This window comes from Streptomyces sp. NPDC093591 (genome assembly GCF_044764885.1).
Lineage (GTDB): Bacteria > Actinomycetota > Actinomycetes > Streptomycetales > Streptomycetaceae > Streptomyces.
In genome coordinates this window covers 147,737-170,000 of sequence record NZ_JBIWIY010000005.1, presented here as the reverse complement: position 1 = coordinate 170,000, position 22,264 = coordinate 147,737, and the positions used below count along the sequence as shown (strand labels likewise).

At 69.2% G+C, this 22,264-nt stretch carries 28 protein-coding genes and 4 pseudogenes; 15 read left to right on the top strand and 17 right to left on the bottom strand.

From position 1 onward, the window contains the following. Positions 1-576 precede the first annotated feature (576 nt). Positions 577-948 (bottom strand): annotated as a pseudogene (locus ACIREI_RS13000) (TetR/AcrR family transcriptional regulator); the annotation flags it as partial. Positions 949-970: 22 nt separating this feature from the next. Beyond that, positions 971-1,450, bottom strand: a complete 480-nt coding sequence (locus tag ACIREI_RS12995) for a winged helix-turn-helix transcriptional regulator (protein ID WP_403331325.1) — start codon at positions 1,448-1,450, stop codon at positions 971-973. A gap of 93 nt (positions 1,451-1,543) precedes the next feature. Between ACIREI_RS12995 and ACIREI_RS12990 the strand changes: the two genes are divergently transcribed. Next, positions 1,544-2,044, top strand: coding sequence for a PaaI family thioesterase (locus ACIREI_RS12990; protein ID WP_403331322.1), 501 nt, complete (start codon positions 1,544-1,546; stop codon positions 2,042-2,044). 184 nt (positions 2,045-2,228) lie between these two features. Here ACIREI_RS12990 and ACIREI_RS12985 read toward each other — a convergent pair whose 3' ends face one another. Continuing rightward, positions 2,229-2,555, bottom strand: coding sequence for a hypothetical protein (locus ACIREI_RS12985; RefSeq protein WP_403331319.1), 327 nt, complete (start codon positions 2,553-2,555; stop codon positions 2,229-2,231). 86 nt (positions 2,556-2,641) lie between these two features. Here ACIREI_RS12985 and ACIREI_RS12980 point away from each other — a divergent pair, with 86 nt between their 5' ends. The 3 genes from ACIREI_RS12980 to ACIREI_RS12970 all read left to right on the top strand — a co-directional run bounded on the left by ACIREI_RS12980 (position 2,642) and on the right by ACIREI_RS12970 (position 5,765). Continuing rightward, entirely contained in the window at positions 2,642-3,763 is a 1,122-nt protein-coding gene (locus tag ACIREI_RS12980; protein ID WP_403331316.1) for a DUF5937 family protein, read from the top strand. A 56-nt stretch (positions 3,764-3,819) separates the two neighbouring features. Beyond that, complete coding sequence (locus ACIREI_RS12975; protein ID WP_403331313.1) at positions 3,820-5,088, top strand: MFS transporter; 1,269 nt, start codon at positions 3,820-3,822, stop codon at positions 5,086-5,088. 377 nt (positions 5,089-5,465) lie between these two features. Further along, entirely contained in the window at positions 5,466-5,765 is a 300-nt protein-coding gene (locus ACIREI_RS12970) for a hypothetical protein (protein ID WP_403331310.1), read from the top strand. Between the two features lie 217 nt (positions 5,766-5,982). Here the strand turns inward: ACIREI_RS12970 and ACIREI_RS12965 are convergent, their stop codons facing one another. The 4 genes from ACIREI_RS12965 to ACIREI_RS12950 form a co-directional block, all read right to left on the bottom strand. Next, positions 5,983-6,330, bottom strand: a complete 348-nt coding sequence (locus tag ACIREI_RS12965) for a YciI family protein (RefSeq protein ID WP_403331307.1) — start codon at positions 6,328-6,330, stop codon at positions 5,983-5,985. A 68-nt stretch (positions 6,331-6,398) separates the two neighbouring features. After that, a complete protein-coding gene (locus tag ACIREI_RS12960) occupies positions 6,399-7,316 on the bottom strand; it encodes a virginiamycin B lyase (protein ID WP_403331304.1) in 918 nt (305 codons plus the stop codon). Positions 7,317-7,481: 165 nt separating this feature from the next. Continuing rightward, positions 7,482-7,877: a VOC family protein gene (locus tag ACIREI_RS12955; protein ID WP_403331301.1), complete on the bottom strand. Its 396-nt coding sequence runs from the start codon at positions 7,875-7,877 to the stop codon at positions 7,482-7,484. Between the two features lie 92 nt (positions 7,878-7,969). Then, a complete protein-coding gene (locus tag ACIREI_RS12950) occupies positions 7,970-8,179 on the bottom strand; it encodes a hypothetical protein (protein ID WP_403331299.1) in 210 nt (69 codons plus the stop codon). Between the two features lie 106 nt (positions 8,180-8,285). On the opposite strand from ACIREI_RS12950, the gene ACIREI_RS12945 reads away from it, so the two are divergent. Beyond that, positions 8,286-8,939: a TetR/AcrR family transcriptional regulator gene (locus tag ACIREI_RS12945; protein ID WP_403331296.1), complete on the top strand. Its 654-nt coding sequence runs from the start codon at positions 8,286-8,288 to the stop codon at positions 8,937-8,939. A 439-nt stretch (positions 8,940-9,378) separates the two neighbouring features. On the opposite strand, the pseudogene ACIREI_RS12940 reads toward ACIREI_RS12945, so the two are convergent. Beyond that, positions 9,379-10,103, bottom strand: a pseudogene (locus tag ACIREI_RS12940) (IS701 family transposase); the annotation flags it as partial. A gap of 165 nt (positions 10,104-10,268) precedes the next feature. Here ACIREI_RS12940 and ACIREI_RS12935 point away from each other — a divergent pair. Together ACIREI_RS12935 and ACIREI_RS12930 are read left to right on the top strand one after the other, a co-directional pair. Then, entirely contained in the window at positions 10,269-10,673 is a 405-nt protein-coding gene (locus ACIREI_RS12935) for a type II toxin-antitoxin system PemK/MazF family toxin (protein WP_403331293.1), read from the top strand. Positions 10,674-11,047: 374 nt separating this feature from the next. Beyond that, positions 11,048-11,369: pseudogene (locus ACIREI_RS12930) on the top strand (transposase); the annotation flags it as partial. A 103-nt stretch (positions 11,370-11,472) separates the two neighbouring features. Here ACIREI_RS12930 and ACIREI_RS12925 read toward each other — a convergent pair. Beyond that, positions 11,473-12,192: a hypothetical protein gene (locus tag ACIREI_RS12925; protein WP_403331290.1), complete on the bottom strand. Its 720-nt coding sequence runs from the start codon at positions 12,190-12,192 to the stop codon at positions 11,473-11,475. A gap of 92 nt (positions 12,193-12,284) precedes the next feature. Here ACIREI_RS12925 and ACIREI_RS12920 point away from each other — a divergent pair, with 92 nt between their 5' ends. From ACIREI_RS12920 to ACIREI_RS12905, 4 genes are all read left to right on the top strand, one after another. Then, a complete protein-coding gene (locus tag ACIREI_RS12920; protein WP_403331287.1) occupies positions 12,285-12,857 on the top strand; it encodes an ArsR/SmtB family transcription factor in 573 nt (190 codons plus the stop codon). Positions 12,858-13,150: 293 nt separating this feature from the next. Next, positions 13,151-14,149 (top strand): RNA polymerase subunit sigma-70, encoded by a 999-nt coding sequence (locus ACIREI_RS12915; RefSeq protein WP_403331284.1) that lies wholly within the window; start codon positions 13,151-13,153, stop codon positions 14,147-14,149. A gap of 5 nt (positions 14,150-14,154) precedes the next feature. Beyond that, positions 14,155-14,421 (top strand): hypothetical protein, encoded by a 267-nt coding sequence (locus tag ACIREI_RS12910; protein ID WP_403332022.1) that lies wholly within the window; start codon positions 14,155-14,157, stop codon positions 14,419-14,421. Then, positions 14,418-14,687 carry a hypothetical protein gene (locus ACIREI_RS12905; RefSeq protein WP_403332019.1) on the top strand — a complete coding sequence of 90 codons (270 nt, stop codon included), beginning with the start codon at positions 14,418-14,420 and terminating at the stop codon, positions 14,685-14,687. The genes ACIREI_RS12910 and ACIREI_RS12905 overlap by 4 nt, the downstream gene beginning before the upstream one ends. Here ACIREI_RS12905 and ACIREI_RS12900 read toward each other — a convergent pair. Continuing rightward, positions 14,624-14,857: a cytochrome P450 gene (locus ACIREI_RS12900; RefSeq protein ID WP_403331978.1), complete on the bottom strand. Its 234-nt coding sequence runs from the start codon at positions 14,855-14,857 to the stop codon at positions 14,624-14,626. The two genes, ACIREI_RS12905 and ACIREI_RS12900, sit on opposite strands and share 64 nt — an antisense overlap. A gap of 91 nt (positions 14,858-14,948) precedes the next feature. Next, positions 14,949-15,041 (bottom strand): annotated as a pseudogene (locus ACIREI_RS12895) (hypothetical protein); the annotation flags it as partial. Between ACIREI_RS12895 and ACIREI_RS12890 the strand changes: the two are divergent. Continuing rightward, on the top strand, positions 15,015-15,584 hold the full coding sequence (locus tag ACIREI_RS12890) for a hypothetical protein (RefSeq protein WP_403332016.1): 570 nt from the start codon (positions 15,015-15,017) through the stop codon (positions 15,582-15,584). The pseudogene ACIREI_RS12895 and the gene ACIREI_RS12890 sit on opposite strands and share 27 nt — an antisense overlap. A gap of 11 nt (positions 15,585-15,595) precedes the next feature. On the opposite strand, the gene chvE is transcribed toward ACIREI_RS12890, so the two are convergent. Both chvE and ACIREI_RS12880 read right to left on the bottom strand, forming a co-directional pair. Further along, complete coding sequence (gene chvE / locus ACIREI_RS12885) at positions 15,596-16,684, bottom strand: multiple monosaccharide ABC transporter substrate-binding protein (protein WP_403331281.1); 1,089 nt, start codon at positions 16,682-16,684, stop codon at positions 15,596-15,598. A gap of 139 nt (positions 16,685-16,823) precedes the next feature. Then, positions 16,824-17,045, bottom strand: a complete 222-nt coding sequence (locus ACIREI_RS12880; RefSeq protein WP_403331278.1) for a hypothetical protein — start codon at positions 17,043-17,045, stop codon at positions 16,824-16,826. A gap of 631 nt (positions 17,046-17,676) precedes the next feature. On the opposite strand from ACIREI_RS12880, the gene ACIREI_RS12875 reads away from it, so the two are divergent. Further along, positions 17,677-18,042 carry a hypothetical protein gene (locus ACIREI_RS12875; RefSeq protein WP_403331275.1) on the top strand — a complete coding sequence of 122 codons (366 nt, stop codon included), beginning with the start codon at positions 17,677-17,679 and terminating at the stop codon, positions 18,040-18,042. 141 nt (positions 18,043-18,183) lie between these two features. Here ACIREI_RS12875 and ACIREI_RS12870 read toward each other — a convergent pair whose 3' ends face one another. Next, on the bottom strand, positions 18,184-19,200 hold the full coding sequence (locus ACIREI_RS12870) for a DNA-directed RNA polymerase subunit alpha (protein WP_272123371.1): 1,017 nt from the start codon (positions 19,198-19,200) through the stop codon (positions 18,184-18,186). Between the two features lie 412 nt (positions 19,201-19,612). Here ACIREI_RS12870 and ACIREI_RS12865 point away from each other — a divergent pair, with 412 nt between their 5' ends. Continuing rightward, complete coding sequence (locus tag ACIREI_RS12865; protein WP_403331271.1) at positions 19,613-20,083, top strand: DUF3592 domain-containing protein; 471 nt, start codon at positions 19,613-19,615, stop codon at positions 20,081-20,083. A gap of 40 nt (positions 20,084-20,123) precedes the next feature. Here the strand turns inward: ACIREI_RS12865 and ACIREI_RS12860 are convergent, their stop codons facing one another. The 3 genes from ACIREI_RS12860 to ACIREI_RS12850 all read right to left on the bottom strand — a co-directional run bounded on the left by ACIREI_RS12860 (position 20,124) and on the right by ACIREI_RS12850 (position 21,650). Beyond that, positions 20,124-20,264: a hypothetical protein gene (locus ACIREI_RS12860; protein WP_403331268.1), complete on the bottom strand. Its 141-nt coding sequence runs from the start codon at positions 20,262-20,264 to the stop codon at positions 20,124-20,126. Positions 20,265-20,365: 101 nt separating this feature from the next. Next, complete coding sequence (locus ACIREI_RS12855; protein ID WP_403331265.1) at positions 20,366-21,259, bottom strand: hypothetical protein; 894 nt, start codon at positions 21,257-21,259, stop codon at positions 20,366-20,368. Positions 21,260-21,419: 160 nt separating this feature from the next. After that, positions 21,420-21,650, bottom strand: coding sequence for a hypothetical protein (locus tag ACIREI_RS12850; RefSeq protein ID WP_403331262.1), 231 nt, complete (start codon positions 21,648-21,650; stop codon positions 21,420-21,422). A gap of 149 nt (positions 21,651-21,799) precedes the next feature. Here ACIREI_RS12850 and ACIREI_RS12845 point away from each other — a divergent pair, with 149 nt between their 5' ends. After that, positions 21,800-22,231 carry an SRPBCC family protein gene (locus ACIREI_RS12845; protein WP_403331259.1) on the top strand — a complete coding sequence of 144 codons (432 nt, stop codon included), beginning with the start codon at positions 21,800-21,802 and terminating at the stop codon, positions 22,229-22,231. The last annotated feature ends 33 nt before the right edge of the window (positions 22,232-22,264 follow it).

Below are 22,264 nucleotides of genomic sequence, written 5' to 3'. Positions count from 1 at the left end.
AATGCTTAATGCCAACCACTGTTCCATTGCTCCCTGAGGCCGAAATCGCCACGCTCCTGAGACACAAGCATGGCCATCGGCGTGAGAATGAGCAGGAAGCGGCAGGCCACAGCGTCGGCATGTGACGCGCGTTCTGAGATCCCACACGGGGGCTCACGTCCGATAGCCGCCCAGAGACATTCGCTCCGCCGCAGGTGAGAACGTCCCACATGCGTGAGCCATGCGTGAGCGGACGGTGTGGGACGAGCCATCACGCACTGGTTCGTCCCCCCCTGTGCGGTGTGGCGCTGATCAGGCAGAACAGCACCACACGGCAGAGCCAGTCACCCCTCGGCAAGGATTCGATCCCACTCCTCAAGCGGGTGTCGCAGGTTCGAATCCTGCCGGGGATACAACGCGATACCGCTCTGACCTGGGGTTTCTCCCTCAGGGAGGGGTCCTGTTCGGCCTCGGACTCATCGTCCGGGGCCGTCTGCGTGAGCGGACGGGGAGTTGCTCTGCAGTCTCGGCGATCGCAAGGTCAGGGAATCGGCCGAAGAGCGCATCGACCACCAGGCCGGCTCGATAAGGGAGGCGTCAGCGCATGCCTGCGGGTTCGAGCAAGGTGACCACCATGGGTGCGACGAGCCCGGTCAGCTTTGTCGGCACCGATCCCCGCACGGGCACTCGCGCCGTCGAAGACCGGACTGGGCTGCCGTGACAACAGTCGGAATCGCTCGCCCCGCTCTGTTCGGCCTCGGAACTCGGGTGAACCCGCCTGCAACTCCACCTGCTCGACGACACGCAGGATCCGCCGGCGGGGTCACCGGTCGTCGTCTGTCGCGGGCAGGAGGGTCGCCACGTAGGGCGGAGGTGCGCCACGTAGGCGGAGGTGCGCTCCTCCAGGCTCGCCGCCAGCAGTTCGTCCTTGCTCTCGAACAGCTGGTACAGGGAGCGCTTCGACACCCCGCGTCGAGCCCCGCCCGCGGTCTCATACCGATGACTCAGCCCGAGGCCGGGCACCGGGTCCCAGCCGGGCGGTGACGTGCTTGGGGGTGAGAGAGGAGTGCCCCTCGGAGCACTCGACGACGACTCGGACCGGAGCGTCGCAGTCGGTGTGGCGAACGTCCAGCACAGGACTCGCGGAGTCGAGGGCGTACGCCTCGCCCCACTGGCTCAGCGCCATCAGGACGGGCCACAGATCCCAGCCCTTGCGGGTCAGGCGGTACTCGTTGCGGGAGCGGCTGCCCGGCTCCCGGTAGGGGACGGTCTTCAGGATGCCGGCCGCGATCAGCTTCCTCAGGCGGTCGCTGAGGACGGCCTCCGACAGGCCGATGTGGCGGTGGAAGTCGTCGAAGCGGCGGACTCCGTTGACGGCGTCCCGCAGGATCAGCAACGTCCATTTCTCTCCGACCACGTCGAGCGTGCGCTGGACGGGGCAGTTCTCCGTGCTCGCCTCAAGCCACTCCATTCAGCCATCGTAAGGGCCTGACTTCGTCATTGACAGTCAGGAGAGCCGGAAGCTAGCTTCACTTGCAAAAGCCAGAGGGGAAGGCGCTCGGTCGTGGGACGAACACGTACGTACCAATGGGAAGATCCCGCGATGCTGGCGGAAGCCGCCGGGCGCATGGCCGGCATCGACTTCCTTCGCGAGTTGCAGGCGGGGCGGCTGCCGGGGCCGCCCATCAACTACGCCATCGACTTCCGCCTGGACGAGGTGGAGCCCGGCAGGGCGGTCTTCTCCCTGACGCCCGGCGAGGAGCACTACAACCCGATCGGCAGCGTGCACGGCGGCATCTTCGCCACCCTTCTCGACTCTGCCGCGGGGTGCGCCGTCCAGACCACCCTCCCGCAAGGCATGGCGTACACCTCACTCGACCTGACGGTGAAGTTCCTACGGCGGATCACCGTGGAGACGGGCACCGTGCGCGCCGTCGGCACGGTTGTCAACAAGGGCCGCCAAACCGCCCTCGCCCAAGCGCAGTTGGTCGACGCGAAAGACCGTCTACTCGCCCACGCCACCAGTAGCTGCCTGCTCTTCCCGGTTCCTCCCCCTCAGGGGTGAGCTTCTGCGGCGACCGGTGAATCAGACCTTGTCCCCAGAACCTGCCAGGCCTCTCTCGTCCGGCACCCTCCCCGCGGCCGACGCGGAGACGCCCACTCCGCCGCAGGTGAGAACGCCCCACACGCGTGAGCGATGCGTGAGCGGACGGTGCAGGACGCCGTGTTGACGCTCTGACCTGGGGTTTCTACCCGCGGAGGGCTTCTAATCGGCCTCGGACTACTCGTCCGGGGCCGTTTGCGTGAGCGGATGGGGAGTTGATCTCCCGAATGTCTCCCGACGGATCAGCACCGTTCGGCACGGATTCCGTGTCGGGCTTTTCCGTGTCGGGCTTTTCCGTGTCGGGCTTTTCCGCGTCGGCGGGCTCTGGCTCCTCTGTGGGAGGGGTGTTCTCGGAGGTGGCGCGGGCGTGCGGTACGAGCCGCGCTGCGGCCTCGGCGATGGCGAGGTCGGCCTCGGGGAACAGGCTCGTGTACGTGTCGGCCGTGATGGTGATCGGCGAGTGGCCGAGCATCTCCTGGATGTCCTTCTGGTCGGCCCTGCCGCTTGCGGCGCGGCGCGGCTCCCGTCGCGGACGCCGTGAGGCAAGGATGACGGGTCATGACGATCGTGTTCCGGGTCCCGGCCGGCGGTGCGGAGCGGGTGGGGTTCGCCTACTCGCCGACGATGGAAGCCGTACTGAGTCTCCATGTGCTGGTGGAGCCCAAGCACCACCCCGTCCAGCACGGCTGGGTGCGTGCGATGCGCAAGCTGTCCCCGGCGCTGAAGCGGGAGATCGAGGCGTTCTCCTACGCGGTGCGCTCGTACTTCCCCGAGTTCCTCTTTCCGCAGCCGACCGGCGGGCTGACGGACTTCGAAGACGAACTGGCCGGCTTGCGCGGGGCGGATCCGGAACTGGTCCGCCTGGAGTTCGCCGTCCCCCTGCTCACGCCCTGGCCGGGCGGCGGCAAGGGCAGGGATCCGCGCGTGCTGGACGAACCGGAGGTACGCGGCCTGGTGCGGGAGCGAGTCGCACGGGAAAGCGACGAAGCAATGGCCGCGATGCTCCTCGACGATCCGCGCGCGCTGCTCGAACGGTTCCTGAGCATGCTGGAGCGCTACTGGCGGGAGGCGTTCGAGGAGGAATGGGCCCGGATCGAACCCGAACTCGCCGCCGGCGTCAGTGAGGCCGGACACCAGATCGAGCAGCGCGGCCTGTACGGGATGCTCCGCGGCCTGTGGCCGGAGGTGCGCAGCGATCCGCAGGCCGAACGCTTCTGGCTGGAGCGGCCGCACGACCACGAGGTCGCCATCGGCCCGGACGACACACTCGTCCTCGCCCCCAGCGCCTACGTGTGGCCGCACGTACGCGTCAACTGCGACGGTCCGTGGCCGCTCGGGCTCGTCTTCCCCGTCTCCTCGATCGTCCGGGAGGCCCGCCCGCGGATTCCGCCGACCAGGCTCGTCGGCACACTCCGCGCGCTCGCCGACGACACCCGGCTGCGCGCCCTGCGACTGCTCGCCGAACGCCCGCGCAGCACGCAGGAGTTGGCCCCGCTCGTCGGAGTCAGCGAGGCCGCCCTGTCCAAGCACCTGCGGGTGCTGGCGGACGCGGGCCTGCTGGAGCGCCGCCGCGAGGGCTATTACGTCCTGTACCGGCTTGCGCCCGGACAGGTGGCGGGCCTGACCCCCAGTCTCGAAAGCTTCTTGCACGGCGACGGCGAGGCGAACGAGCCCGACTGATTAGCCATCTGCCTAATAACTGGATCAGGCCCCGGACGGAACCCGACAGTGGCCGCATGTCACTGCTGAAGGACCGCAACTTCCTGCTTCTCTTCGCCGGTCAGGGCATCTCACGCTTCGGCGACGGCCTGTACACCGCCGCGACCGCCTGGCTGGCCTGGTCACTGACGAAGGACCCCACGGCCGTCGCCCTGGTCAGCGTCTCCGCGTTCGCGCCCGCGTTCGTGGCCACCTTCGTCGTCGCCTCGTACGCCGACCGCCGCGACCGCCGGAAGCTGATGATCGCCACCGACCTGGCCCGGGTCGCCGTGGTGGCCGTGGCTTCGGTCCTGCTCGCCCTCGACCTGCTGAACCTGCCCCTGCTCGTGGCGACCACGGCGCTGCTGGCGCTGATCGGCGCCCCGTTCGCCCCGGCCCGCAACGCCATCGTTCCGCAGATCGTGCCGGGCGACCGCCTCCAGCAGGCCAACGGACTGCTGCAAGTCGCCTTCCGGGCCGCCTTCTTCGTCGGCCCGCTCATGCTGGCGCCGCTGCTGGCCTTCGGCTCGCTGCAGTCGGTGCTGGTGGTGAACGGGCTGACCTTCCTGGGCTCGGCGGTCGCCGTGGCAGCCATCCGCGTGACCCGCCCCGCCGCGACCAGCGGGCAGACCGGGCTGTGGTCCGATCTCAGCGCCGGGCTGAGGGCAGTGCGGGCCGCTCCCGATGTACTCGTCGTCATCGTGACCTTCGTGCTCGCCCTCGCCCTGACCAACGGTTTCCTGACCGTCGGGCTGGTCACGGTCGTGGGGCAGGGCGGCCAGTACGGCCTGCTGCTCGGCGTCGCCGGGGTCGCCGAGGTGGTGGGCGCGCTGCTCCTGGCCGGCCTGCGCATCCGCAGACTCGCACTGGCCGCGGTGCTGGCGTGGGCCCTGCTCGGGATCTTCCGGGCTCCACTGGGAACGGTCACCTCCCATGCTGTGGCGGCCGTTCTTCTGACCGCCACGGGGCTGGCCTCGGCCCTCACGGACATTCCCTTGATCGCACTGGTGCAGCAGCGCATACCGAGCCATCATCTGGCGAAGGCGCTCGGCCTGTGGGAGGCCGGGGTGGCAGGAGCCCTGGCGATCTCCCCCTTCGTGGCCTCGACCACCATCACCCTCGCCGGAGTCGAGAACGCCTTCCTGCTCTCGGGAGCCGCCGTTGTCGTCCTGGCCGTGACCGCCACGCTCACCCTCGCATGCCTCGGCGCACGTCAGCCCGGTCAGGAGCCCTTCGTCACAGCCGACGGCACGGCAAGCGTCGCGGCGACGGGAGAGACAGCGGTGATCACGGCCAAACCGGAGTGACTGCGCGGATCATCGCGATGCGCAGGTCAGCTGAGGACACGGTCGCCGCAGCCTGACAACGAGCACGTTGGGGCCATCAGGCAGCGCCCCCGGCGCGGGCACGCTGTCGCGGACTTGCGCCGGCATCGGCTCCACAGGCGGCCGAAGCCTCATACGGCCGTTCTACGGCGCGGGTGAGGTCCGCCACCTGGGATCACGACGCTGGCCGGCCGGGCATGAGGCGAACCGCGATCCACGATCACAAAGTTCCGCGCGAGGGCTTCAGCAAGCAGGCCCGGCGGAGTGCCCAACAGTTTTGGCGGCGGATGCCGGCCGACGGGGGGTGTGAGCGGCATCGGCGTGCTGGACGGGGCAGACAGTACGTTGAATCCAGCGGGATGGGGCCCGCAGGGCCTGATGCGGGCTTCCCTGAAGCCTCGCTGCAGGGCTACCACGGGCAGCTGATCCTGAGCAGCGGCGATCTTGCGGAGATGGGCGAACTGAAGGACGTCCGTCGTGCTGCACGCGAGGCGGGCCGCCGTCTCGGTTGGCAACCGAAGACCCGCGTCGTCGACGACGAGATGGGGGCCGAACGGCAGGCCGGCCAAGCCCTGCGCGAGGCCCTGGTTGCACCGTCGAGTCCGGCCGAAGCATTGATCCTGCGGCGGCTCTTGGCGTGGCTGACAGCCTCGGCGTGAGCACTCTCGGCCATCAATAAGAGTGAGTGACGACTGCCGTCGCCCGACCTCGTCGAAGTGCGGCCCCACCATGGCCGACCCTAGCCATGAGAGGGATAACAGCCGTCCCCGTCCTGGAACTCGCAGCAGATCGCTGGGGCCACGTGCGCCCGTACAACGAGGTGAAGCTCGACCTGGCCTCTCGCCTTGAGGTCACCGGGCCGGTCCCCTGCCCGGTTCAGGCGGATTCGAGGATCGGGCGGATCTCGACGGTCTCCGGGGTGGGGAGGCTCGTGGCCAGTTCGACGGCTTCCTCGCGGTCGGCCACGTCGATGATGAACCAGCCGCCGAGGGTCTCCTCACCGGCGTGCGCGGGCCCGTCGGTCACCGCTGATGTTCCGTCGGCCGTTCTGCGCACCGTCGCGGGAGTGATGTTCTCGGTCTCCAGAGCCTCGCCGCCGACCAGTTTCCCGGCCGCGGCGATGCTGCCGATCCAGGCTTCGTATTCCTTGCGGTAAGCAGCGCGGTCGGCCTGGATCCGGCGGCGTGACTCGTCCGTTTCGAAGATCACGAGTGCGTATTTCACGGGGTTCCTGTCCGGCCGCCTTGCGGGCGGCCTCTGCTGATGTCGTGTGAGGGGGGACAGCAGCCTGGTCAGGTGGCGCTGTCCGCTGGGGCGATGGGAGCGATGGGAGCGATGCGGGCGAGCGCACCGATCTCCAGTGCGGTCCACACGGCGCCGTCGGGACCGGTTGCGATGCCGTGCGGTTCGGAGTGGGGGGTGGGCAGGTCGTGGACGCTGAGGGAGCCGTCGGAGGTGATCGCGCCGACGCGGTTGCCTCCCCATTCGGTGAACCATGCGGTGCCGTCGCTGTCGACGGTGACGGCGTGCGGTCGCGCGGTGCGGTCGGGGAGTGGGAACTCGGTGATCTGCCCGTCGGGAGTGATCCGTCCGATCTGACCGGCGGCGATCTCGACGAACCACAGCGCGCCGTCGCGGCCTGCGGCGATCCCCACCGGCGCTGCCGCCTCCGTCGGCAGGGGATGGATGGTGACCGCACCGTCCATGCCGATCCGGCCGAGGGCGTTCGCCTGGTTGAGGGTGAACCACATCCCGTCATCGTCACCGGCGGTGATCGCCGAGGGGAACGCGCCCGTGACGGGGAGCGGGAACTCGGTGACGCGGCCGTCGGCGGTGATGCGGCCGATACGGTCGGCGGCGGTCTCGGTGAACCACAGCGCACCGTCGGGTCCCGCCGCGATACCGAACGGCCCGCAGCCGGCGGTGGGCACGCCGAACTCGTCGATGACGCCGTCGGTGGTGATCCGCCCGATCCGGTCCGCCCGGTACTCGGTGAACCACAGCGCACCGTCGGGGCCGGGTGTGATGACGGTCGGCCCGCAGGTGGGGTCGAGCCGGTGGCTCGTCGGCTCCTCGCCGGGGACGAGCCGGCCGATCCGGCCACTGTGGACGAGGGTGAACCACAGCGCGCCGTCCGATCCCGTCGTGAGGGCGTAGGGTCCGGCCGCACTGTCGGCCACCGCGTGCTCTTCGATGAATACCTGGGTCACAGAGATTTCCCCAATCCGTGCTCGGTGGCGATGCGGGCCATGTCGTCCGGGGTTCCGGACATGAGGGTGCGAACGCGTTCGGTGACGAGGACGACGATCGTGCAGGGCGGAACATGGTGGACGGGAACGTGGACACTCCCGTCGTCGGATGCTCCGCACCCGCCATCAGGAGGCGGGGTCGGAAGGAGTGGCCCACTCGACGAACTGGATGACAACACCGTTCGGGTCCTTGATCTGGAACAGCCGCTCGCCCCAAGGCTCTTCACGCAGCGGCATGGTGATGTCGACACCCTCGGCGCGCAGCCGCTTCTCCTCGTCCTCGATACCGGTGCTGGTGAAGGCGAGGATCAGGCCGGAGGCGTGCTGGTCCCGCTGGTCCGCCGGCAGCACTTCGATGCCACGTGCGAGCAGGACGATGTCCACTGCGGCGTCGTCCCGCGTCAGGGAGGCGAACCCATCGGCGGCGGCCTGCTCGACATAGCCGAGGTGGCTGGTGAAGAACCGCTGGGATGCGGCGACGTCGTCGACGGTGAGCGAGACGGTGGACGCGGTGATCTGCAAGACGGTTCTCCTCATGGGTTTTTCGCGGAGCCTGACGCCTGTGGCCGCTGGTGGGCGAGGCGGTCGGGCGTGATCGTCGGTGGGGGTGCGGGTCAGTAGCCGCCGCGTCGCGGCAGGCTGCGAACGGGCGGGGTGAGACGCCGAGTGCGGGCCGCGGCCGTCCGGGCGAGTTGCTGCCTGTCAGGGCGACGCGGCGCGGGGACCGGCGCGGGGGTCGGCACGGGGCTGCTGCCGGTACGCCCGGCGAGGACCTCACCGAGGTCGGCGGTCAGGGCGAGGGACGCACAGCTGAGTTCGGGCATGGACTCTCCTCTTCGATCCACCGGTGCAAATTTACGACGAGAGTAAAATTATCCCGAGACACGTGAGGGTGTCAACATAAAAATGCTACGGGAGTAAGATTGCCTCATGGCTACCGACACCACATCGCCCGCGCCCCCCACCGGCCTGCGGGAAACCAAGAAGCAGGAGACCCGGCAGCTCATCTCCGACCACGCCACCCGCCTGTTCCTCACCCAGGGCTTCGAGCGGACCACCATCGCCGAGATCGCCGCCGCCGCGCGGGTCGCCAAGAAGACGGTGACCAACTACTTCCCACGCAAGGAGGATCTGGCCCTGGACCACCAGGACGCGTTCATCGCATCCCTGGCACACACGGTGACCGCTCGACGGCCCGGCGAGTCCGCCCTGGCTGCACTGCGCCACGCCTTCGCCGACGCCGCCGCGGCCGCGGATCCGGTCTCCGGGTTCTCAGGCCCCGCCTTCGCCCGCATGATCGCCGACAGTCCCGCCCTCTCGACCTGTCTGCGTGGCCTGCATGACCAGCGCGAACATGCCCTGGCCCACGCTCTCGCCGCAGCCGTCGGCGCACCGCCGAACGACATCACCGTCCAGACAGCCGCCGGACTGCTCGGCGCCGTCCACCGCATCCTGTTCCAGCGCATCCAGGACCTCACCCTGGCCGGACACTCCAACGACGAGATCGCCGAAACCATCGCCACGGAGGCGGCCGACGCCTTCGACATGCTGGAACCAGCTCTCGCCGACTACGCCATCGCCTGAACAAGGAGTCGATCGGGCGGGCCCGGTGGCTGCGTTCGGCGGGACGTTCCCACTGCGCGCGCAGCTTCACATGCCGGGCCACCGTGCCGGCGCCCGGCGCCCTGGAAGGCTGACCGTCCTCGGACTCCTCGTCCGGGGCCGTTTGTGTGAGCAGCTCCAGTCCAGGCCAGGCCAAACTTCTCGGCGTGCACCTGTCGCGAGGGGACCTGCAGGTTTCGCAGGCCGCCGAGCACGGCCCCGCCCCGGCCATGACGGGCGGGCAGGCCACACGTACACGTCACGTTCGGTGATGTCGGGGACCAGCCGGTGCAGATAGCCCGGACCGAACGCCGGGGTACTGCCCTCGCCGGTTCTGCCGTTGAGCAGGCGCGGCCGTCCGCCCCGTAGGGCGAGCGGGTGGCGCACCTCGTCAGCGTCGGCCGAGCTGCGCAACCGGTACAGCCCCTGCGGACAGCTTCTGCCAGGCCCTCTTGGGCACCTTCCTGGCCGACCTGTCGGCGCGAAACCTCCCGGCGCCTGTGGTGACTTCGTGCGAGCAGGCCACCACGAGGACGTAGCCGGTGCCGCGTTCCTCCAGCGCGGTGCGCAGCCTCGGGTTGCCGCCGTAGACCTCGTCTCCCGCGACCCAGGCGGCCCGATGGCCGGCGTCGAGGAATCGGGTGACCATGCGAGCGGCCAGATCCGGCTTGGTCGCGAACTCCGTATTGTCACCGAGGCCGGCGGCCCGGTAGCGGTCGGGATCGGAGGTCCAGGAACGCGGAACATAGCGTTCCCGGTCCACTGCGGCGTGCCCGCGGCAGCCGGCGTAGACCAGGTAGACGCCGACCTGGGCGTTCTCGATCCTGCCCGCGGTGCCGGTGTACTGCCGCTGGACTCCAACGGTGTCGGTGCCCTTCTTCACGTCGCCGGTCTCGTCGACCACCAGCACCGCCTCGTCGTCGTGCAGATGCTCCACCACGTAGTCACCCACCTCGTCGCGGACCTGGTCGGCATCCCACTTCGCCCTCCCGAGCAGGTGCTGCATGCCGTCCGGGATCCTGTCCCGGCCCACTCGGCGATGGTCCAGCAGTTCTTGCGCGGCAGGTCCGACAACAGGCCGAGTACCAACTTCCGGGCCCGGGGTCGGGCTTCGACCCGTGTGAAGCGTCCCGCTATCCGGCTCATCAGGCCCTCGAACGCCTCCTGCCAGCAGGCAGGGTTACGCTGTGACCTGCGGCCACCGCATGATCGTTTGTCTTCACACACCGATGATCAACGGTGGCCGCACCCGTCTCCACACCGCGTCGGGTCGCGCAGCGTCTGCCTGCCGTCCTGTGTATCGGAGGGCTTGTGCAACGTGGCGAAGTCTGGTGGGTCCAGTTCGACGAGCGGAGGTTGGTCGTACTGCTGTCAGGAGACGACGCGTCCGGGTTCCAGGTGATGCAGGTCGTCGCTCCGGCGGGCGTCGACATCAGCGGTCTGGGCATCGAAGTGACGGTCGGCGCCGGTGAAGGGCTGCCGCTCGAAGGCGTGCTGCGGCTCGCGTTCCCGCGTCCAGGCTTCACCCCGTGCACGTGGCTGACCACCGTGTCCCGGGACGACCTGATAGAGCGGGCGGCCGTCCTGTCCTCCAGGAAGCTCAGCGAGATCGACGATGCCCTCCGACTCGCTGAACAAGCACACGAGCGGACCCCGGCAACGACCGCGAAGCTCAGCGAGATAAGGGACGCCCTCCGTCGCGGTGAACCCGGGTAGACGGAGAAGGAGCCGACGCCCGCGACGGCATGGGCGATCTCGGGCGAGATGATCCACGCTGGACACCTGCCGCCTCGACGCCCCTCACCATCGAGATCACGATCTACGGCTGGAGTACCAGACCGACCCGGGCACCCGTCTCGGGGTGCGGAAGCAGGCCCCGACATGGAGTCGGGAAACCCTGAGAGCGCATGAGAACTACGGAGAAATGATTTCTGGGAACGACGCCCTGTGGTTGATGTCCGCGCAGGTCACAGCCTCGCTCCGAGGAAACTGCTAAAGCGGGTGTCGCAGGTTCGAATCCTGCCGGGGGCACAGCGCTAAGGGCCAGTTCAGAGGTTTGATCTCGAACTCGGCGCCGCCTGCCCTGGTTGAACGCCGAGGACCGCGAGCACACGGCCGTCGCGGTCAAGGCGTTTCGCCAAGCAGTACGAGGCGAAGTTCCCCAACGGCGTCAGAAGTTCGTCCGTCGATGACGAGGCCGAGCTGCCGACGTTCTACGATTTCCGCGCCGAGCACTGGATCCACCTGCGGGCCACCAACCCCAGCGAGTCGACCTTCGCGACGGTGCGGCCACGGACGAAGGTCACGAAGGGCGTCGGCTCCCGGGTGCCCCTCGCGATGGTCTTCAAGTTCGCCGAGTCCGCCCCAGTCCGCCGGCGGGCCGTGAACGCACCTCCCCTCGCCCGAACCTGAGCTCGCTTCGAGCGCGGCCCCCTCGTGGAACGCTCCGAGGTTCACGCGGCCTGGGTCATCTCAACTGGCTTACAGGTAGTGGCAATTGCTCAACCGAACGGGTCTACATGTAGGGCCGGATGGCCACCATGACATCCATGTCGAAGGCGTTCGCCCCCGCAGCGGACGGCAGGCCCAGGGCTCGGTCGAGTGCGCGGCTCACGCGGCCGCAGCCGCTGGTGCCCGGGGCGGCGAACTCCGCGTCCTGGGCGCCGAAGGCGGCGACCAGGGGGTCCCTGGATATCACCCGGGTGGGATCTGTGTCCTTGAGCACCAGGTGGACCGCATCCTCATCGCTGCCCACCGAGCAGCCCGACGACGGCAGGACCGGCAGCCCGCGCACCGACCCTATGGCGAACTTGATGTCGAACTCGCCGCGCCGGGTGGCGTCGGACAGGAAGTCCGAGTAGCCGCCGTACTGCGGAGACAGGGTCAACGGGGTGCCTCCCACCCTGATTGGCGCAGCGGCCATCCCCCCGAAGACCTGGCGGAACTCACCGTCTACACGGCCTTCCGCAAAGGTGATCTTCATAGGTTCGGTGAGGGGCTCGTCGATGGCACCCATGCGCAGATGCCCCGTGGCGTGCATGACCTCGCAGCGCCAGGTGCCGGGGTCCGCGCCCGCGGGAAGCTCATCAACGGTCGGACAGGCGGAGAAGTCGAACTCGGGCAGATCCGCGGCCTGTTCGGCTCCGTGCGCGGGTGCGGCGCCCAGGGCGACTCCGGCAAGCAGGGCCCCCGCAGCAGCACTTGCGAAGCGGCGGACTGCGCGATTCAAGGTCACTCGGTTCGGCGTCATACGCCCCAGCATTGCAGAGATTTCTCTGCAGAGAAAGGTCTGCAGAGAAACAGCTGCCATCTGGGTAGGCTGTCGCCATGACGAAAGAGCGGAGAGCGGAAGCCGCAGGGCGGCGCACGGTCGACAGCCCCGAGGTGCTCAAGGCCCTCTCGCACCCCCTGCGCCTGCGTATCCTGCGCCACCTCGGCGCGGTGGGCCCGGCCACCTCGACCACGCTGGCCGCCGCCCTGGGCGAGAACACCGGAACGCTCAGCTACCACCTGCGCATGCTGGAACGCAGTGGCCTCATCGAGGACATCCCCGAGCGCTCCACCGGGAGGGAGCGCTGGTGGCGCGGGGTGCGCGGGCTCGACATCCGCAGACCACCGCAGAGTGAGCTGACGGAGGCCGAGCGTGCCGTATCGGCCGAGCTGGACCGGATGAGGATGGAGGAGGACGTCGAGCTCGCCCGGCAGTTCACCGCCGGACAGGAGGAGTCCGAAGGCTGGATGCGGGGTTCACGCAGCCTCATCCACCTCACGAAGGGTGAGCTGGACGCATTCCATGACGACTATCTGAACCTTCTCGCTCGCTATGCCCGCGGGCCTGAGGACGCCCCCGACGACGCACGACCCGTACTCCTCCGCTGGTTCGGCCTGCCCGCTGACTGACCGGACGGGCGAGCTGGGGGAAGGGACCAGGTCGGGTCGGCCGGATCCGCTGCCGCGGCGAATGCGCCGTCGCCCGCCCTCAAGACTTGGAACATCCCGGCCGGCCTGCGCTGCAGCCCCTCCCGGACGACCGCAATGGTGCGGGCCATCCCCGTTCTCCACCACCTCGAAAACCCGACCTGCCAAGGATGAGAAACGCTCAGCCATGCCGACCGCCCCTGGTTGGTGATGAGTTTTGGCGCCCGCACCCGTCACACCTACGACGGGACACGACCAGGCGGAAGGACGACGTCATGAGCGCGGACACACAGCTGGAGGAACTGGGCGTGAGCGGTCTGGGCGAGGTCGACGAGGCGGCGTTCTCGGGGCTGGCGGAGCGGCACCGGCGGGAGCTGCACGTGCACTGCTACCGGATGCTCGGGTCGTTCGAGGACGCCGAGGACACCGTGCAGGAGACGTTCCTCCGTGCCTGGCGGCGGCGGGAGACCTTCGAGGGGCGGTCGGCGTTCCGGGCCTGGCTGTACGGGATCGCCACCAACGCCTGCCTGGACCTGCTCGCCAAGCGCCGCCCGGAGCCTGCGACCGGCGGCGAGGTGCTGTGGCTGCAGCCCTACCCGGACCGGCTGCTCGACGAACTGCCCGCGGGTGACGCGGACGAGCCGGAGAGCGTCGCCGTCGCGCGGGAGACGATCGAGCTGGCGTACGTGGTCGCAGTCCAGCACCTCGCGCCGCGCCCGCGGGCCGTGCTGATCCTGCGGGACGTGCTCGGTCGGCCGGCGAAGGACGTCGCGGAGATCCTCGGGGACTCCGTCAACTCCGTGAACAGTGCGCTGCAGCGAGCCCGCGCCGGCATGCGGGAGCACCTGCCCGCCGAGCGGCAGGACTGGACCGGCGGCGAGCTGGACGCGGGGACGCGCGAGCTGGTGCGCCGCTATACCGACGCCAGCGTGGCCACCGACATCCCGGTGCTCGCCTCGATGCTGCGGGACGACATCCGCTGCTCGATGCCGCCTACGCCGGGCCTGTACGTCGGCCGCGACGCGGTGGTGAACGACTGGGTCGAGAGCGGCTTCGAGGGCATGAAGGGCCTGCGCGGCGTCCCCACCTCCGTGAACCGGCAGCCCGCCGTCGCCTTCTACCTCTGGCAGCAGCGGGAGGGCGCGTACCTGCCCCTGACGATCGACGTCCTGCGCGTCACCGACGGGGCGATCACCGAGATCGTCACGTTCCACGGCGACCGGTTCCCGCGGCTCGGGCTGCCGGAGCGCCTGCCGGTGGTCGGCACGGAGTAGTCCCGGTGCGGACGCTCACGCTGCGCGGTGGCGCGCGTGTCCCGGTGGTTGCGGCGCAGTGGTGCGACGCGTTCGGCGTCGTCACCCGCGGGCGGGTGCAGCTGGAGCTGCGCGACGGCGAGCCCGGGCCGGTCCTCGGCCGCAACGCCGGGTCCCGGCTCCGCGGCACTGGCGTCCGCGCCCTGCGGAACCCCGGCCGTCGCACGGCGAGGGTGCGCGCCCCACGACATCCGAGTCAGCCTGCGGCTCCGGAACGTATCCAGCACGCATGAGTCCGGGAAGCCCCGCCCAGCCGGTGCCCCGCCAGGCGGACGCGATGCTGGTCCAGCAGCGCGCGGGCCAACCGGCACCGGGCCACCCCCAGGCGAGGAGCGCAACCGGAATCGTCTCCTCGGCCCGTCTCACGCATCCGCCGGCCGTCGACGGTCAGCGCACTCAGCACGACGAGAGGCGCCCCGAAGAAGCCCAGGCCGGTCACCGAGCCGGTGTCGGATCCCACCGCATCCGCAGGCCGGTCGGGGCGAGCACGCTCTCGTAGATGGGGGTCAAGTCGACATCGCCCACGGTCTCGACGGTGTACTCGGTGGCCAATGGTGTGGCTACGAGGGTGAGTTGGAGAAGGCCCAGCCGGTAGCCGGCGCAGATCCGGGCGCCGCCGCTGAACGGGATGCAGGCGTGGCGGGCGCGGCGCGCCTGTGACTCGTCCAGCCAGCGCTCGGGCCGGAAGCGGTCGGGGTCGTCCCCACCAACGTGCGTCGCGCTGGAGAAGGTACGGGCTGAACACCAGCTGGTCGCCGGGGCCGACGCGGTATCCGGCGACCTTGGTGGGGAGGGTGACGTCCCGGGTCATCAGCCAGACCGGTGGGTGCAGCCGCAGGGATTCCTTGACCACGGCGGTGGCGTACGACAGGTCGCCGTCCGTCCCGCGAGCGGCGACCTCGGCCAGGCCCTGAGCCTGCACCTGGACGGCTGGATGGCGGCCCGCAACACGGGAGACGCGCGAGCCGAGGCGCTGGCGCTTGAGGGCCTGGCGGGCGCCCACGCCCTCGCGGGGCGCAACGCGTACGGCCTCGTGGGGCGCAACGCGTACGCCGCGATGCTGCTCGGAGCCGCGCACGCTGCCAGGAACTCCGTAGGCATGCCGCTTCCTCCCGCCGAACGGGGCGACGTCGACCGGACCACGAAGGCGATACGGGAGCACCTGGACGATGACGCCTATCGGACCGCGTACCGGCGCGGCAGCCAACTGACACCCGAAGGGGCACTGTCCACGAACGCTCGCCCCGTCGCATCCGGCAACAAGGCCGGCACCTCGACCGGTTCTCCGTGGCGAGAAAGTCAGCCCGTTCCAGATGAGTTCCAGAAGGCTTTCGGCGTTGCGCCGCATACGGGAGAGGATGGCAAGCGACTCATGGCGAAGGGCGTTGTCACGTAGAGGCCCTGCCGCTACTTGAGCTCGCCGGCGGTGAAGTAGCCGTCCGTGACAAGGGTGTCGTAGTTGGTCTTGTCGACGCTCACGGGCTGCAGCAGGACGGCGGGCACGGCCTTGACACCGTTTTTGTAGCCCGTGGAGTCGTCTATCCACGGCGACCTGTCATTGAGAATGTCGTCGACCATGGTTGCGGCTGCCTCGGCGAGCTTACGGACGTCCTTGTAGACGGTCTGCGACTGCTGACCCGCGATGATTGACTTCACCGACGCCAGTTCGGCGTCCTGACCGGTGATGACCGGGAGGGGCTTGAGGTCGGAGCCGTAGCCGCCCGACTTCAGCGCGGACAGGACGCCCCTCGAGATGCCGTCGTACGGCGACAGGACCGCGTCGACTCGCTCACTGCGGTACCACTTGGTGAGGAGTCCGCTCATGCGTTTTTGCGCGGTGGGCCCGTCCCAACGCGGGGTGGTGATCTGCTTGAGCTGGGTCTCGCCGGACGGGACGACCAACTGCTTGCTGTCCAGGAACGGCTGCAGGAGCGACATCGAGCCGTCGAAGAAGTATTTGGTGTTGTTGTCGTCCGGGGAGCCGGCGAACAACTCGATGTTGAACGGGCCTTTGTCGTCCTCCAGGCCGAGCTTGTCGATGATGTAGTGGGCCTGGATCAGGCCGACCATCTCGTTGTCGAAGGAGACGTAGTAGTCGACGTTCTTGGTGCCGAGGATGAGCCGGTCGTAGGAGATCACCGGAATGTCCGCGTCGGCGGCCTGTTGAAGCACGTCGTTCAGCGACTTGTTGTCGATGGCCGCGATGATCAGTGCGTCGACGCCCTGCCGGATCAGTTTCTCGATCTGTGAGACCTGGACTTCCGGGTCGTCGTCGCCGTAGACCAGCTTGGTCTTGTACCCCCTGGCCCTGAGGCCCTCGGCGACGCCCTTGCCATCGGTGAGCCAACGCTCGGAGGACCGGGTCGGCATGGCAATACCGACGCTACCGCCCTCGGAGCTGTCCCCTGAGCTGCTCTCACTGCCCTGACTGCAGGCGGACAGGGTGAGAGCGAGGGGGGCGGCTCCTGCGGCGAGGACGGTTCTTCGCTTGAGCATGGTGATCGTTCCTTGTGCTTCTCGTCGGAGAGGGGATGACGGCGTAGCGCAAACGGACGTGGCGGGGGGAGCGGTGGAGCGGGCCGGGTGGGCGGCAGACGGCAGGCGGGTCGAGAGCGCGTGGGACGCGCCGCACCGGCTACCGGGCGGTGTCGAGGGGCAGGCCCCGCGGACGGGTGCCGTACAGGTGGGCCCCCGGGCGCCCTGGACAGACCGGACTTCCGACAAGGCGTGCGCCGTGGCGGATCAGGCCGTGGCGGATCAGCTCGGCGCCCTCGTGGATCCGCAGATGGCCGCCGAGGTCGTCGGGGGCAGGTCGGCCCGGCAGGTTGTTCGAGCCGGTGCCGTGTTCCGACCACATGCGTGCTGATTCCGGCTACGCACAGGGCACTCGCCTTTCAACGTTCGAAATATAGCCACATGTTCGAAATATTGGCGCGACGCTAAGGGGAAGCGGGCGGGGTGTCAACAGTGCGAACTGGAACAGTTACAGAAGGTGCGGCTCCTGGACCGCGTGAGCGAGACGCGGGGGGCGTTCATGGCCGCCTGATCTTCCACGTTGCGACCATGGCAGGCGGGCGGCCGTCAGGCGGTCAGGGGTGGACGGTCACAGGTCAGAGCGTGATCGGCGGCAGCCTCATGGCGGGGCCCGACGAGCGTGACGTCGTCGGGATGCGCCGTCGTGACGAACTCGTCGACACCGTACGGGAGTTTCGTCGACGCCCCAGGGTGGTGGCGAAGCCCCTGGGCCGTCCCGCACTCGTGGCGCGGCCACACGGGTGGTTCTGCGCGGAGCATCCATGTCCGCGTTCGACTTCGTAATCCCTTGACCACACAGGGGACTTGGGCCGACCGCGGGCCCGCCGCCCTCGCTCGTTGATCAGACGATCCGGCGTGCCGACGGGCATATATCAGACATTTGCGCATTAACCTCTCGTCATCTTATGACGTGGCGGATCGCGTACGCGTCCGCTTCAACGCTCGGAGAAGACATGCGCAAGCCTCGCAAGACCGCTGTCGTGGCCGTCCTCATCGGCGCCATCGGCTTCCTCGGCACCGGCACCGCCTACGCCGACGGGCAGGGGCACGGACACAAGCAGGAACACAAGCAGGAGCACAAGCACGGGAAGAAGCACGGCAAGAAGCACAAGGCCGACAGTAAAGAGAGCCGGACGGTCTTCATCAGCCAGAGCACGTCCTGCACGACGATCGAAGAGAACGTCGACGTACAGGGCCAGTTCGGGTACCAGAACGGCCGGGAAGGCAACCGGGCCAACGGCGAGGGCTCGCCCGGCACGCAGACCACCAACCTCGGCTCGAGGCAGGGCTGCAACAACACCCTCGTGCTCGGCAAGTAACGCACACGGGAAGAGACGTCGCCCCCTCGGAGTGATCTCCGAGGGGGCTGTTTCGTAAGCCCTCGGGAAGCCGGGTGCAGTCGGCCGGTGCTCATGACCAGCCGCTCTGCCGTCCCGGCTCCCCCGCAGCCCGGCGCGGCGTCAGTACTGCTCGGTCTCCACGAAACCGGCGTCCGCGTTGTCGTCCGCGTCGAAGGCGGCGGCGGTCGGGTCGAATCCGGGCGGGCTGTCCTTCAGGCCCAGACCCAGGCCGGCCAGCTTCGCCTTGACCTCGTCGATCGACTTCGCACCGAAGTTGCGGATGTCGAGCAGGTCGGCCTCCGAGCGCGCCAGCAGTTCACCCACGGAGTGGACGCCCTCGCGCTTGAGGCAGTTGTACGACCGAACGGTGAGCTCCAGCTCCTCGATCGGCAGCGCCAGGTCGGCGGCCAGGGCGGCGTCCGTCGGGGACGGGCCCATGTCGATGCCCTCGGCGTCGATGTTCAGCTCACGGGCGAGACCGAACAGCTCGACCAGCGTCTTACCGGCCGACGCCATGGCGTCACGCGGACGCATCGCCTGCTTGGTCTCGACATCGACGATCAGCTTGTCGAAGTCGGTGCGCTGCTCGACACGCGTGGCCTCGACCTTGTACGTGACCTTCAGCACCGGCGAGTAGATCGAGTCGACCGGGATACGCCCGATCTCCTGACCCACCTGCTTGTTCTGCACGGCGGAGACATAGCCACGGCCACGCTCGACCGTCAGCTCCATCTCCAGCTTGCCCTTGCCATTGAGCGTGGCAAGGACCAGATCGGGGTTGTGCACCTCGACACCGGCCGGCGGCGCGATGTCGGCGGCGGTGACCAGACCCGGACCCTGCTTGCGCAGGTACATCACCACAGGCTCGTCGTGCTCGGACGACACGACCAGCTGCTTGATGTTGAGGATCAGGTCGGTGACGTCCTCCTTGACGCCCGGCACGGTGGTGAACTCGTGCAGAACGCCGTCGACACGGATGGACGTGACCGCCGCACCCGGGATCGAGGACAGGAGCGTACGACGCAGGGAGTTGCCGAGGGTGTAACCGAAGCCCGGCTCCAGCGGCTCGATCACGAACCGGGAGCGGAACTCGTCGACGACCTCTTCGGTCAACGAGGGACGCTGAGCAATCAGCACGGGGTATTGCCTCCAGTGTTTGGCGCCCGCTATGTGACGCCGTAGATACCAAGAAGGGTACGGGCGGTTCGGTCTCCCGCGAGGACGAACCGCCCGCACCGCCCAGGCAGCGCCTCCAGCCTGCGGTCGGCACCATGGTGATTGCCGGTCGCCCCGGAGCTGCTGTGGAAACGGGTCGACCGTCGTGTCGCGGCGTGGGCGACCGAGGGGCGAGCCCAGTCGCAGCACAGTTCCAGCACAGTTCGCGGAGGCCTGGTCGTCGGTGATCAGCACCGGACCGGGGGGCGGTGCCCACCCGCGCCTGGGGGAGCTGAACTGGGTATGGCCCGCCGGAAGTCGGGCCCTCAGGCCGAGGGGCCTTCGGGTGCCTGGGATAACGTCCCTCCCACTTCGGGCGAGTGAGAGGGACGTCGTGCAGGGTCAGGTGCGTGGGTGGGGTGCCCGCCGGTGGTTCGCGTTCGGGGCGATCGCGTTCGGGGCGGTGTTCCTGGTCGTCGGGTTGGTCCTGGCGGGGATCTCGGTGTCGTTCCTGATGGATGCGGAGCGTGCCCGGGGGACGGTGGTCGCGCTGGAGTGGCGGAAGGACGACAGCGGCACGTCCCGCAAGAAGAGGCAGAGCGATGAGCCCGTGGCGTACCCGGTCGTCGAGTTCACGTCGGCGGACGGCACGTCGCGGACGTTCCGGAGCTCGACGGGTTCCAATCCACCGTCGTACGACGAGGGTGAGCGGGTCGAGGTGCTCTACCGCGCCGATTCCCCCGAGGACGCGCGGATCAACGGGTTCGCCTCGCTGTGGCTGCTGCCGCTGATCTTCGGTGGGATCGGGCTGGCGATCGCGGGCGTCGGAACCGCTGTCGCCATGGCGAGGCGGTGGCGTTCCTAGGTCGTGCCTGGGCCGTGCCTGGGCCGTGTGCCGCCCGTGCCTACACGAGGACGTTGGTGAGAAAGATGTTCCAGTCGTCCCGGCCCATTTCCCCAGGGGCGCCCTGGACCGCGGCCGGTACGGCGGACAGCATCAGGCCGGCGACGGCGACGGCCAAGGCGGCGACGAGACGACGCTTCACAATTCCTCCTGGACGGCGGCAGGTACCGACCACCCTGCTCCAAGCCGGCCGCCCCGCCCGCCAGACACGCTGCCCGGCCTGCGGATTCAGTCGCTCGGTGGTCAGCTGAGGCGCTCGACGTCCGCGGCAGCGGCCGCCGCCCGGCGCCGGGCCTCCCGGACCTGACGATCGGCCGTACGCACCTGGTCGCGTGCCGCCTGCTCGGCAGCGCGTGCCTGCCGTTGCTCGTCCTTGGCGCGTTGCAGTCCGGCGGCCAGTTCGCTGATGCGCCGCTGCACCTCATCCAGGTGTTCCCTGGCGGCGTCGGCCGTACGGCTCGCGCTCGCCGCCTCGTCCTCCCGCGCTTGAAGTGCCCGCACCGTCTCGTCGGCGTCCTTGCGGGCCTGGGCGAGGCGTCTGCGCCGGTCGGCGTCGGCCTTGCGGTCACGGCGAGGCGGCGCAGAGGGCTCGGGTTCGGTCGGTGGGGGTGCCTCGGGGGCGCGGCGGCGGGCGGCGCTCTCGGTGACGGCGGTCTCGGTCACGGCGGGGAAGTCGGCGGTGGCGCTGAAGGGCTTGGTGAGTCTGCCGCTCGCCCACTCCCGGGCGGCCTCGGGCTGGGCGAGGGCGGCGCGCAGGGTGTCCTCGACCTCGTGTTGGGCGGCGTCGCTGATCGGGTGGCCCGCCTGCGCGGCCAGTTGTCCGGCTTGCCGGGACAGGGCGCTGATCAGGGTGCGTTGCCGGCGGCTGAGCTCGCGCAGTTGGGCGCCGTCCAGGTCGCGATGTGCCTGTCGGAGCCCTTCTCCGAGGCGGAGCAGCGGTTCGACCTCGCTGCGGTGTTCGCGGACGAGGAGGTTGCTGGCCCAGGCCGACAGGCTCGGGCGCCGCAGCTTGGTGATCCGGTCGGCGAGGGCGCGGTCGCCGGCCGTGCGGGCCGCGGCCGCGTGCGCGGCGCGGGCGGGGACGAATTCCTCCGGCCGCAGGCCGTACAGCTCGTCGGCGACAGTGTCCAGATCCATCGGCGTCCCTCTCCGCGCCCACAGAGGTACGTATAGATTTTTACATCTTTGACACCTTTGGCGTAGATGTCGCCTTGGCGGGACGGTGAGCGGCCGCCGGCGGCGGGGACGTGGCGATCTCCGCCTTACCCGGCGCCCGGCTCCCCGTCCCTCGGTACCGCTAGAGCAGCTGGCCCACGATGCGCGGAAGGATTCCCTGCTGGAGGTCGGTCTCCGCACTCTCGTCGACGTTGATCCTCATGGGGATGTTGTTCTCGGGCGTGGCGGCGGTGCCGGGCGAGCTCTTCTGGGTGACCTGGCGGTTTCCGTGGTCCCCGTCCGCCGAGGCTGGGACGGCGGCGGTCAGGACGAGAGTCGCGGCGGCAAGCGCGGCGGTAGCGATGATCTTCATGACGACCCTAACGACGCGCCTGGCGTCAGGGTGCGCCGAGCTGCGGCGATGGTGGGACGGGGGCCGACGGGCCGGACCGCCCGCAAGCGCCCCGGGCGCACACTGGAAGCAGCAGGCAATGCTTTGTGAGCCGGACGTGGAGGTGGGCCATGAGCACCCTCGAAGAACACGTCGATGTGGGAGTTCCGATCGACACGGCTTGGGAGAGCCTTCACCGGGTGGACGACTATCCGCGCTTCCTCGCGGGAGTGCGTGACGCCCGTACGGAGGCCGGAGGCCGGGCGCACCTGGACGTGGAGGCCGGGGGCGGGACCCGGGAGTTCGATGCCGAGGTGTCCGATCGGGCGGGGGAGCGTGTGCTGGAGTGGCGTACCACGGGCGCTCCCGACCTGTCGGGTTCCTTCTCGCTGCTGCCGATCGACCGGAACCGCACCCGTGTGCAGGCACGGCTCGAGTACGACCCCGGCACCGTCAGGGAGACCTTCGGCGGGCCGAAGGGCTTCGCCCAGGCCAACGCCATCGAGCGGCTCGTCCGTGGCGATCTCGAACAGTTCAAGGAGTACGTGGAGCGGGGACGGTGAGTGTGGAGCGGGGGCGGTGAGCGGTACGGCGCC

Excerpts from the sequence above, each read along its gene's own strand:
- ACIREI_RS12920 (WP_403331287.1), top strand. The coding sequence starts at position 12,285 with ATGACGAAAGAGCGGAGAGCGGAAGCCGCAGGGCGGCGCACGGTCGAC.
- ACIREI_RS12950 (WP_403331299.1), bottom strand. The coding sequence starts at position 8,179 with ATGCCCGAACTCAGCTGTGCGTCCCTCGCCCTGACCGCCGACCTCGGT.
- ACIREI_RS12880 (WP_403331278.1), bottom strand. The coding sequence starts at position 17,045 with ATGTGGTCGGAACACGGCACCGGCTCGAACAACCTGCCGGGCCGACCT.
- ACIREI_RS12995 (WP_403331325.1), bottom strand. The coding sequence starts at position 1,450 with ATGGAGTGGCTTGAGGCGAGCACGGAGAACTGCCCCGTCCAGCGCACG.
- chvE (WP_403331281.1), bottom strand. The coding sequence starts at position 16,684 with ATGCTCAAGCGAAGAACCGTCCTCGCCGCAGGAGCCGCCCCCCTCGCT.
- ACIREI_RS12970 (WP_403331310.1), top strand. The coding sequence starts at position 5,466 with ATGGGGCCCGCAGGGCCTGATGCGGGCTTCCCTGAAGCCTCGCTGCAG.
- ACIREI_RS12945 (WP_403331296.1), top strand. The coding sequence starts at position 8,286 with ATGGCTACCGACACCACATCGCCCGCGCCCCCCACCGGCCTGCGGGAA.
- ACIREI_RS12915 (WP_403331284.1), top strand. The coding sequence starts at position 13,151 with ATGAGCGCGGACACACAGCTGGAGGAACTGGGCGTGAGCGGTCTGGGC.
- ACIREI_RS12905 (WP_403332019.1), top strand. The coding sequence starts at position 14,418 with ATGAGTCCGGGAAGCCCCGCCCAGCCGGTGCCCCGCCAGGCGGACGCG.
- ACIREI_RS12845 (WP_403331259.1), top strand. The coding sequence starts at position 21,800 with ATGAGCACCCTCGAAGAACACGTCGATGTGGGAGTTCCGATCGACACG.
- ACIREI_RS12985 (WP_403331319.1), bottom strand. The coding sequence starts at position 2,555 with ATGCTCGGCCACTCGCCGATCACCATCACGGCCGACACGTACACGAGC.
- ACIREI_RS12980 (WP_403331316.1), top strand. The coding sequence starts at position 2,642 with ATGACGATCGTGTTCCGGGTCCCGGCCGGCGGTGCGGAGCGGGTGGGG.
- ACIREI_RS12850 (WP_403331262.1), bottom strand. The coding sequence starts at position 21,650 with ATGAAGATCATCGCTACCGCCGCGCTTGCCGCCGCGACTCTCGTCCTG.
- ACIREI_RS12875 (WP_403331275.1), top strand. The coding sequence starts at position 17,677 with ATGCGCAAGCCTCGCAAGACCGCTGTCGTGGCCGTCCTCATCGGCGCC.
- ACIREI_RS12975 (WP_403331313.1), top strand. The coding sequence starts at position 3,820 with ATGTCACTGCTGAAGGACCGCAACTTCCTGCTTCTCTTCGCCGGTCAG.
- ACIREI_RS12855 (WP_403331265.1), bottom strand. The coding sequence starts at position 21,259 with ATGGATCTGGACACTGTCGCCGACGAGCTGTACGGCCTGCGGCCGGAG.